The 10,122-nt window shown below is 47.7% G+C and carries 9 protein-coding genes; 5 read left to right on the top strand and 4 right to left on the bottom strand.

The window, feature by feature from the left end:
* Window positions 1-111: 111 nt before the first annotated feature.
* The 4 genes from argS to WCO51_05350 all read right to left on the bottom strand — a co-directional run bounded on the left by argS (window position 112) and on the right by WCO51_05350 (window position 5,072).
* On the bottom strand, window positions 112-1,815 hold the full coding sequence (gene argS / locus WCO51_05365) for an arginine--tRNA ligase (protein MEI6512690.1): 1,704 nt from the start codon (window positions 1,813-1,815) through the stop codon (window positions 112-114).
* A gap of 123 nt (window positions 1,816-1,938) precedes the next feature.
* Window positions 1,939-2,676 carry an SIS domain-containing protein gene (locus WCO51_05360; protein MEI6512689.1) on the bottom strand — a complete coding sequence of 246 codons (738 nt, stop codon included), beginning with the start codon at window positions 2,674-2,676 and terminating at the stop codon, window positions 1,939-1,941.
* A 311-nt stretch (window positions 2,677-2,987) separates the two neighbouring features.
* Window positions 2,988-4,232 (bottom strand): CBS domain-containing protein, encoded by a 1,245-nt coding sequence (locus WCO51_05355; GenBank protein ID MEI6512688.1) that lies wholly within the window; start codon window positions 4,230-4,232, stop codon window positions 2,988-2,990.
* 78 nt (window positions 4,233-4,310) lie between these two features.
* On the bottom strand, window positions 4,311-5,072 hold the full coding sequence (locus tag WCO51_05350) for a hypothetical protein (protein MEI6512687.1): 762 nt from the start codon (window positions 5,070-5,072) through the stop codon (window positions 4,311-4,313).
* Window positions 5,073-5,189: 117 nt separating this feature from the next.
* Here WCO51_05350 and WCO51_05345 point away from each other — a divergent pair, with 117 nt between their 5' ends.
* The 5 genes from WCO51_05345 to WCO51_05325 all read left to right on the top strand — a co-directional run.
* Entirely contained in the window at window positions 5,190-5,591 is a 402-nt protein-coding gene (locus WCO51_05345; protein MEI6512686.1) for a HEPN domain-containing protein, read from the top strand.
* Window positions 5,592-5,684: 93 nt separating this feature from the next.
* Complete coding sequence (gene typA / locus WCO51_05340) at window positions 5,685-7,529, top strand: translational GTPase TypA (protein ID MEI6512685.1); 1,845 nt, start codon at window positions 5,685-5,687, stop codon at window positions 7,527-7,529.
* A 90-nt stretch (window positions 7,530-7,619) separates the two neighbouring features.
* Window positions 7,620-8,369, top strand: coding sequence for an HAD family hydrolase (locus WCO51_05335; protein MEI6512684.1), 750 nt, complete (start codon window positions 7,620-7,622; stop codon window positions 8,367-8,369).
* Between the two features lie 22 nt (window positions 8,370-8,391).
* Window positions 8,392-9,285, top strand: coding sequence for a tetratricopeptide repeat protein (locus WCO51_05330; GenBank protein ID MEI6512683.1), 894 nt, complete (start codon window positions 8,392-8,394; stop codon window positions 9,283-9,285).
* Between the two features lie 130 nt (window positions 9,286-9,415).
* Window positions 9,416-10,122: MFS transporter (locus WCO51_05325; protein MEI6512682.1), on the top strand; the 707-nt coding region annotated here is incomplete at its 3' end.

Here is a 10,122-nt window from a genome sequence, read left to right as displayed (position 1 = left end):
AGACGTCATTCCGAGCGTAGTCGAGGAATCTTCCGGAAGACCCTTCGACTACGCTCAGGGTGACGTGCTTAAAGCACGTAGGTAGTTTCGCCCCCTATTTCTATCCCTTACTCAATCGCCCACAGTCACTTCTCTTCGTTCCATGAAATCAGGGGCGGTGACTCCTAATAGTTCCAGGGTGTTGTGGAGGACTATTCGGGTGGCGTTGATTAGGACTAAGCGGGCGCCAGTGGTGGCTGGGTCGTCACCGATAACGCGGCAGACATCGTAGAAGAGATGGAATAGTCGGGCTAGTTCTTGAGCGAAAGTAGTTAGGCGATGCGGCTCGTAAAGCTCAGTTACTCTTCGCAGTTCACCAGGGAAATCTATTAAGCGCTTGATTAGCTCGATTTCTGTTTCATGAGTAAGCAAACTCAGATCGACATCTGAACCTGTCGGAACCTTAATCCCCTGCTCTTCTGCCTTCTTAATAACGCTGCAGATACGGGCATGGGCATATTGAACGTAAAAAACAGGGTTTTCGTCCGATTGCCGCTTGGCAAGCTCGATGTCGAAATTGAGGTCGGTATCGTGCGAACGCATCAATAGGAAGAACCGCGTAACATCTCGCCCCACTTCATCGAGTACTTCACGCAGCGTCACAACGTTACCGGTGCGCTTGGAAAGCCGAACTTCTTCATTGCCGCGATAAAGCTTCACGATTTGGTAGATGAGAATTTTCAAGCGCTCAGGATCGTATCCAAGCGAGCCAACCGCCGCTTTGGTTCGAGCGATATAACCATGATGGTCGGGGCCCCAGATATCGATGAGAGAATCGAAACCACGCTCGAATTTATCGCGGTGATAAGCCGCATCGGCGGCAATATAAGTGGGCTGTGAGTTGCTGCGCACTAAAACCCGATCCTTATCATCCCCAAACGCAGTGGATCGGAGCCAAACGGCGCCTTCGGATTCATAAGTGTAACCACCTACGCGGAGGGATTCGAGTGTCTCGGTAACTTCACCTTTGTCATGTAGCGTCTGCTCGCTAAACCATGTGTCAAAGGCAATCCCAAAGTCGGCTAAATCTACTTTCTGGTTCTCGAACACTACCTCTTGCCCAATGTTGCGGAAGCGCGAAACGACTTCATCGAGTATGCCATCGGCAAGATGATCACCATACTCAGCCCGTACTCCTTCAGCCAATTCAATCATATACTCGCCGCGGTATCCCAGCTCATTCAGGTCGATAGTATCCCCAAGCAACTGTCGATAACGCATTTGCAGCGATTTGGCAAACTCATACATCTGCGTTGAGTTCGTGGCATCATTAACGTAGAACTCTCGCTCAACTCGGTAGCCAAGTGTTTCAAGCAATCGCGCCAACACGTCGCCGAACACACCACCACGCGCATGAGCAATATGGATTGGGCCGGTTGGGTTAGCGCTTACAAATTCAAGCAGTACGCGCTTACCTTCACCGATATTCTGCTTACCAAAACTGGAGCCTTGGCTGACAACTTCCTGCAAAGCGCTGCCAAGCCACTTTTTATTCAAAGTGAGGTTCACAAAGCCGCCACCGGCGACCTCGACTTTCTCAATCTCACTATCACCCATACCCATCAAATAGGAAGCTAAAGTTTCAGCTATCTTCCGAGGGTCACCGCCAATTTCCTTGCGTAAAAGCATCGCAATGTTAGTCGAATAATCGCCGAACGCACGGTTGCGTGGAGGCTCAATATCGATTGGCGGTAGTTTATCGAAGGTCAACAGTCCATCGCTCTTGGCCTGTTCCATCGCTTGCTCTATCATCGAAGCTAATCTTTTCTTAATCATTACTCCATCGCGCTCCCGACTAAAACAATAATGCAGGGGCATTTCATCCCCTGCCTATATTCGTATTATTACCTAACCCTTCGCTAGGTGTCAATAAAATCATCTATGCTGGCAAAATAAGCCCTAGATATAAGTCACACGGCCTTTATAACGTTCCATAAGGGCGGCATTATGCTCATCTCCACCCTCAAGATTGGACGAAACGAACACCGGAGGTACCAATCCTAGTTTAACCAAACGAATAGCCGCTTCCGCCATTATTGAATGTAAAATGGCAGTGCCCAGAATAGTGGAGGCGGGGCTAACCTTTTGCTCCAAGCCATCAACACTCACTAAAGCATCTCCAGGAGGGGCGTGATTGTCCAATACCAAATCAGCCGCAGCATGTAGCGGACTTCCGTGTTTATTTCTTACAATCGATGCTGTTGCGTATTCAAGTGAAGTTAAAGCGATAACAAAAGCGCCCTTTTCTTTTCCGTAATGCGCCGCTTCAACAGGGGCTGCGTTTCTACCTGAAACAGAATGAACGATCAGGACGTCACCGGCTTCAATTGGAAATTCAACCAGTCGCTCCTTCGCATACCCAGGTTCTCTTTCACGCTCACTCGTCGCGGTTATCGGGCGCGTATTGGTTGCAAGACCAGGCAAGAAGATAGGTGTTACGCAAGCCAGTCCACCTGCTCGATAGAACGTCTCCTCTGCGAGAATACCGGCATGAGATGAGCCAAACACCCAGACCAGCTTATCTGCAGCAATCGCTTTAGCAACCTCATCGGCCGCCTCTGAGATTGCTTGTGCTTCAGTCTTTTCGATGTCCGCCAACAACTGCCGGATCTGCTTGATATAACTGTTCTTCAACATGACTTCTTAGCCCTAAACGGCAAGTAATTTTTCTATTAGCCGATGGCTCTAATTAATACCCTAAATCCTTGAACCTTTTCAGGCTTCTTGAATAAAGTTCCGGCCCGTTCAGTTGGTTTATGCTTGTAAACACTGTCAAAGGTTTAACTCGCGCGACCATTTACTCACAAAGCATTGCTGTTAGCTCCCATAAGGAAACAACCGCACACTGCGTCTTCGTCCTGCCACAATCAATCCAAGAAATTTCATCCATCTAAACTTATAGGGGCGACCCAATGGGTCGCCCACTTTACAAAATCAACTTGAACTAATTACCCCTGTGATCCTTGCTGCTGTCGATGTCGACGCAGTTGTGGAACAAGGGTCGAAAGGGTATCGTCGACTGTAACAATTCCCCTTAGCCGATTCTCCATGTCAACAACCGGCACGGCCAATAGGTTATATTTATCCATCACCTGCGCCACATCCTCAGGTGAGGAATTGGTATGCACAGTGATTGCGTTCTTTTCCATAATGTCGCTGATAAGCATATTTGGCTGGGCAACAATCAATTCTCGCAGGGATAACACCCCCACCAACTGCTCATCCTCATCAACGACATAAATGTAATAAATGATTTCCGCATCGGGGTGAAGATCGCGGAGACGGTCGATCGTATCAGCGGCCGTAAGAGAATCGGGGATGGCAACATATTCAGTGGTCATCATGCCACCCGCTGTGTCTTCATCGAAAGCTAAAAGTTCCTTCACATCAGCCGCTTCTTCAGCTTCCATATGTTCGAGCAACTCTTCAGAACGCGCTTCAGATAGATCACCTAAGAGATCAGCTGCCTCATCAGGTTCCATTTCCTCGACAATATCAGCGGCCTTCTCAACATCCATACTCTCGATAATTGCTCTTTGGACTTCAGGCTCTGTCTCTTCGAGCATATCAGCAGCCGTTTCGAGGTCAAGTGATTCAATCACCTGGGTTCGTTGAGCAGGGTCAAGCTGCTCGATGATATCTGCGATATCCGCTGGGTGAAGCTGTGCAATCTTCTCATGGGGAATTTTAAGCTTGACTGCCGTACCAAAGGTCTCCACTTCATTCCAGGCGATGATCTGTGACATTAGCTTTCTTCGTATACGTCTGGGAAGCTTGAGCGCCAATTTTTCAAGACCTAACCGTCGCAACAAACTCAATAGACCTGCTTCAACACCAACGATCACAAGCCGGTTACGATGCCAAATAAGCGCCACATCATTAACACGAACGACACGCTTACCGTGTAAGTCGACAATCTGTCGGTCAAGAATAGACTTGCGAAGGAGAAAATCTTCTTGAAGAAGTGTATATCGCGGGGTTAGCCCGAATGGTTGTGGAAGTTCAAATCGCTTCCCTGTTTGGGCAAATTCGGCAAGTGGCACTGAAAAGGTTTCTGCCCCCAAAGCAACTTGCAAAGCTACCACTTCAGGTAAAGGGTCCCGATTGGCTGCCACTAAATCCTTAATAATCGCCGTCTTATCACTGCCCGGCGCATACACTTTTTTATTTAACCAACTCGTAAGATATTCCATACCCCTATATTAAACCACATAGTGAGGTTGAAGGGACAATGGGGAAGTTATGAGCAAGACGCTCTACGACACTTTCGCCTAACTTCTAACCTCAACTTGCCAGTCGACGATATCTAAATCGGGGACAGTGATATTTTCCATTTGGCCGTTGGGGCCGCTTAAAGTGACGTCGCCTTCTGGTTCAGGGCTGGAGGGGTCGGGATTGCGGTTGGTGTTGTTGACGATTTTGTCCTGGCGGATGTCTAAGATGATCGCCTTGTTGATATCACCTATATTGGAATTGCCCAAAGCATCCCAGCGCTTTGAATCTTGCGGGGAGAGAACACCCCATTTATCAGTGGTGATGTAGTTAAAGCGAATAGTATCGATAACTTGATCGGGTAAAGCGGCAGTCGGCAGGATTTGGGAAAGTAGTATCTCAAAACGAATGGTCCTGGTAGACTCGCCGACTGCTGTGTCATCAATATTAGGCAAAGTGCTTGCAACAGGGCGGCCGATGAATTGATAGTTCTGAAGATTGTCGGGGTCAACACGATAAAGGCGGTAATCGTTTGGGAAATCACTGCTCCACACAACAAAATAGTTATATCGTCCTTCGGCAATTCCATTCCCCCACGGCGGCGCAACAATTGGAATTGGCTCATTGATCGGCACGCCGGTATTGAATGGTTCAGTATTAATCATGAAGAAATAGGTGCCATATTGGGCGTTAATCCGCCCTGCTACCTTCAGGGTGATAACCAATCGCCTTCCTTGAGCAGTACCGCCCCCTGAAGGGAACTGCGCGCACCCCAGTCCGAGCATCGCAAAAATAACCAAACCCCAGACCAATCGTTTCATACTATGAATAATACCGGAACCCACGCAAAGGGTCAACTGCTACGATCAACCGGCATTAATAAAAAAATGTTAATAGAAAGCGCTAATCCTCTCAAACTGGAGTAAAATTTATAAACTATGCCGCCTAAAAAAACCATACATCAACCTGGCAGTCCTGAAGATTGGCTTCGGCATGCGCAAAGCGATCTCGCTATTGCCTGCCATGCAATAGCTCCCGACATTCTCTATGAAACACTCTGCTTTCATACACAGCAGGCTGTTGAGAAAAGTTTAAAAGCAGTTTTAGTCGCTAAGGGTATTGAGATCCCCGATACCCATAGTATTGCCAGATTAATCACTGCAATAAATGAAGTCAATATTGATTGGCCGGAAGAGATGAACGCCGTTGCTGAACTGAGTGAGTATGCGCTTCAAATTCGCTACCCTGGAATGCTAAGAGATGTGTCGAAGAAAGACTACGAATTTGCCCTTGAGTTGGCCAAGCAAGTAATGGCTTGGGCAAAAAACATCATAACTTAGGGTATAATTAACATATCTAAAGAATAAATAATAACGACGGCCGGTTGTTTAGCATAGAAATCGGTCGTTTTCGTTGTAAGCCCCAGGAATATAATGAGCATCGCTGAAGCAGAACCCGACACCATCCAGATACGTGAAGACTTACGTAATCTGGCCATTATCGCCCATGTTGACCATGGCAAAACGACCCTTGTCGACGCAATCCTTCGCCAGAGCGGAACCTTCCGCAGCAATCAAGTCATAGCCGAACGCGTGATGGATTCGAACGACCTCGAGCGCGAAAAAGGCATCACCATCCTCTCCAAAGTCACATCAGTGCACTACAAAGGTGTAAAGATCAACATCGTTGACACACCCGGCCACTCTGATTTCGGCGGTGAGGTTGAGCGGATTATGCGCTCGGTCGATGGCGTTCTACTTCTGGTAGATGCCTGCGAAGGGCCAATGCCTCAAACACGTTTTGTACTCAAAAAAGCCCTCGAACAGAATCTAAAACCGATAGTGATCGTCAATAAAATCGATCGCCCCGGCGCACGCCCACTGGAAGTTATTGATGAAACTCTCGACCTTTTCATCGAACTGGGCTGCCATGAAGATCAACTCGACTTTCCTTTCCTTTTCACTTCAGCAACGGATGGCTATGCCCTCGTTCACCCGGATGATAAGCCAAAGGACATCACCCCGTTATTCAAAATCATCCTCGACAAAGTACCCCCTCCCCTCGTTGAGTTGAATAAGCCCTTCCAGCTTCAAATCGTCAGCCTCGATTATGATGATTATCTGGGACGGATGTTTGGCGGCAAGATTTTGCGCGGCACTGTCAAACGCAACGACTCGGTTGTCATCATCAAGCGCGATGGCACACAAGATAAGTTTAGTGTCACAAAGATTTTTGGATATGAAGGGTTGAAGCGGGTGGAAGTCGAAGAGGCTTCCGGCGGCGAAATTATCTTGATGAGCGGTTTTGATGACGTGCATATCGGTGAGACCGTTTGTGATGCCGATAAACCTGAAGCGTTACCGCTAATTCAGATTGACGAACCGACCACTATGATGGATTTCATAGTCAATAACGGCCCTTGGTCAGGACGCGCCGGCAAGTGGGTCACCATGCATCACATAGCTGCGCGCCTTCAAAAGGAAATTATCATCAACGTCAGTATTCGCGTTGAACCTACTGATAATCCCCATGCAATAAGCGTTTCTGGCAGAGGCGAGCTTCAGCTTGCGGTCTTACTAGAAACCATGCGTCGCGAAGGTTTTGAAGTGTGCGTCAGCAAACCCCGTGCCATCACGAAAACCATCGACAAAGTCCTCTGCGAGCCTATTGAGGAACTCACAATCGACGTTCGCGATGATTCTCTCGGCATTATTATGGAAGAGGTTGCCAGACGAAAAGGCGAGCTTACTTCGATGCATAAAGACGATGCCGGCAATAACCGCTTAGTCTTCGAAATTCCCACCCGAGGCATGATGGGCTTTAGAACTAACTTTTTAACCTGGACGCGCGGTTTAGGTCTGATGTCCCATGTTTTCAAACATTACGCTCCCCATCGAGGCGAAATCCAATCAAGAGTACGCGGCAGTTTGGTCTCCAAAGAGACAGGGCGCGCAACGGGCTATTCGATTGCTGCGCTTCAAGAAAGAGCCGCATTCTTCGTTGCCCCCGGTGATGAAGTTTATGCCGGTCAAGTCGTTGGTGAAAATGCCCGCGGTGATGAAATGGTCGTCAATATATGCAAGGCTAAGCAACAGACCAACATGCGAGCCTCGACCGAAGACACCACTGTCGTCATCATCCCCCCCCGAGAGTTCATGCTGGAACAAGCCCTCTCATTCATTGGCGATGACGAATTACTAGAAGTAACCCCCGATGCCCTCCGCTTCCGCAAGCGCCTTTTAGATCATACACAACGGACGATTTCCAATAGGGGTTAGGCATTAGGATTTAAGCCTGAACAGTAACTGTTCAGGCTTTTCTATTGAAACGACTTCGCCCCCCTATGGTTGTGCTACACTTTAAGTGTGATGCTGGTTCCCTCATGCAATTTAAAGGCAATCTTTTTTGATCTGGATGACACGCTTTGCAACTATTCTGAAGCTGCAATGGGTGGGCGTCGTGATTCGTTTGAATTAATTCGCCAAATCAAACCCGAGCTGACAATAGACTTTATCTATGAGGTTTATTGGACCATTTTCCAAGAGATGGTGACCGAAGTAAGGAAGCCGGGGACATGGCGTGAGAGATACTTGAAATGCGGCGCCTCTTCACGGGACGAAACGATGACTCGCACTGTAAAGGTACTCGGTATCGATGATGAGCAGCTGGGCGAACGTGTTTCAAGCCTTTATGATATTCATCGGCGAAAGCGATTGCGCCTCTACCCCGATGTCCTTCTGGCTTTAAAGCTATTGCATGATCATTATTTCCTCGGCATTATCACAAACGGGCCTGCGGACGTTCAACGTGATGAACTGGCGACACTCCAAATTAATGAATTCTTCAGTTCTGTTTTTATCGAGGGGGAATTTGGATTGGGCAAACCTGATCCAAAGATTTTTCTCGCCGCCCTTGAAGCCGCTGACGCAAATCCTGAGGAAGCGATTTTTATTGGAGATTCTCGTACTCATGACATTGCGGGAGCTAAAATGGTCGGCATAAACACTATTTGGATTAACCGTGAAGGCGTACCATCGCCCGAGGACCAAATAAAACCTGATCTGGAAATAAAAAACCTACAGGAACTTGTTGATTGGCTACGAATTCCCTGTGTATAAGTTAAGATGAGGGCGAATTGATATGACTAATGAACAAGGTGATGCGCTGCGAGCGCAGGCTCTTCAACTAATCCAACAAGGAGACTATGCCCGAGCGATTCCTGTGCTTGAACAGGCGCTTCGGTTCAATCCTTCTGATGCTGCATTACGTTCCCTTCTCGGTATTTCCTATGCAAATGTTGGCAGGCACGTTCAGGCGCTCGATGAATTTCGGCAGGCGTTGAGGCTCGAACCTAATAATGTTAAAAACCACTATAACCTGGCGATGGAGTTTAATACCGTCGGGAAAAAGCGTGATGCTTTAGAGTCAGCCGAACAAGCCTTGCGTATCGATCCTAATCATCAAGGAGCATCCAACTTAGTTCGACAATTGCGTGCTGAACTTGCCCCTCCGCCAGTCCCACAAGCGCCTCCTCCAACTCCGGAGGTATATACTGGAGCCATCCCGCCTCCAGTCCAACCAGGTCAATACGCACCCTATTCACAGCCACAGCCGGCTAATGATTATAATTATTACCCTAGCAATCAAAGCACGTCATGGTATGACAGCCTCGCCCAGTCAATGGGCGGGTTTTGGATTACAATTCCATGGATCATGTTTGCGATTAGCATTGGTTTATTTTTCTACTCAATGGCAATAGGCTTATCTTCTGGGCTAGCGTCAGGCTTAAGTTCTTCATCTGATCCAAGTGTCCTCATAGATCAGATTGCAAAAAAGACTGCAGGGATATCACAGCTCTCATTTCTTCTGTTGCTAATAACGAGCATCTGGACAGCGATTGACATCGCCTACAATCGCGCTTCGTGGGCATGGATACTAACGGTACTCTGTTGCTGCTGTTTCCCCTTCCCTACCATATTCTATTTGCTATTAGGCCGCAATACGGGAATGAGGCCAGGTGATAAGTATATTTAGTCAAACACGGTCGGAAGATACTGTTAAGTAAGCCTTCGGGCCGTATCGAAATTGGATTAAGATTAGGAATCTAGAAATACTCACTACGCTCATCGTCTATAATAGTAAAGCTTAGTAAGAGGAGTAGTTTTTGATTTCTTGGAAAGTTGGAGAGGCAGTTTCGCGTAGGCGAGTGGACTTGTTAATAATCGCTTCAATGGCGGCGCTTTATGGATTTACGGCTTTTCAGCGGGCGGCTATTCCTGGCACTATTTTTAACGAACTGCAGACTGATTTCAAAGCTAGCGCTACTGATATCGCCTTACTAGCCAGTTTGTATTTATGCATTTATGGCGGGATGCAGATATTCAGCGGGGTTGCGGCTGATCGTTTTGGGTCGAAAAAGGTCGTGCTTGTCGGAGGGGCGCTTCTAAGCGCGGGTTGTATTCTCTTCCCGTTATCCCATTCACTCTTCACCCTCTTTGCCTTTCGATGCTTGATTGCTTTTGGAGGGAGTTTATTATTCCTTTCAGTGATCAAGGAACTTGACTTAAGGTTTAGCGATAAACACTTCCCTGCATTGGTTGGGGCGGCGTTGTTTACTGGGTTTGCGGGAGGACTTTTTGGGACGCAGCCCTTTGAGCGTTTAGTAAGCCATTATGGTTGGCGAAATCCTTTAATGGGGGTTGGAATCGCTTGTTTTCTCGTTTATATATCCGCGGCAATCCTGACGAGAAATAATACCGAGTCAAAGCAGTCATTAGGCGCAAGGTCTCCAATCTTGCCCGCTCTTAAAGCAATTATCACCAATCCAAAATCGCTGCCGGTGATATTTTCACACACCACAATGTGGTCGAT

The organism is bacterium (assembly GCA_037131655.1).
In the GTDB taxonomy this organism is placed as follows: Bacteria; Armatimonadota; Fimbriimonadia; order Fimbriimonadales; family JBAXQP01; genus JBAXQP01.
Note: the sequence above shows the minus strand (reverse complement) of the source record. Positions and strands in the feature narration are given on the sequence as shown.

What these genes read in the sequence shown, in the direction of transcription:
- argS (MEI6512690.1), bottom strand. Translation starts at nt 1,815, where the DNA reads ATGATTAAGAAAAGATTAGCTTCGATGATAGAGCAAGCGATGGAACAG.
- WCO51_05335 (MEI6512684.1), top strand. Translation starts at nt 7,620, where the DNA reads ATGCTGGTTCCCTCATGCAATTTAAAGGCAATCTTTTTTGATCTGGAT.
- typA (MEI6512685.1), top strand. Translation starts at nt 5,685, where the DNA reads ATGAGCATCGCTGAAGCAGAACCCGACACCATCCAGATACGTGAAGAC.
- WCO51_05330 (MEI6512683.1), top strand. Translation starts at nt 8,392, where the DNA reads ATGACTAATGAACAAGGTGATGCGCTGCGAGCGCAGGCTCTTCAACTA.
- WCO51_05360 (MEI6512689.1), bottom strand. Translation starts at nt 2,676, where the DNA reads ATGTTGAAGAACAGTTATATCAAGCAGATCCGGCAGTTGTTGGCGGAC.
- WCO51_05350 (MEI6512687.1), bottom strand. Translation starts at nt 5,072, where the DNA reads ATGAAACGATTGGTCTGGGGTTTGGTTATTTTTGCGATGCTCGGACTG.
- WCO51_05355 (MEI6512688.1), bottom strand. Translation starts at nt 4,232, where the DNA reads ATGGAATATCTTACGAGTTGGTTAAATAAAAAAGTGTATGCGCCGGGC.
- WCO51_05345 (MEI6512686.1), top strand. Translation starts at nt 5,190, where the DNA reads ATGCCGCCTAAAAAAACCATACATCAACCTGGCAGTCCTGAAGATTGG.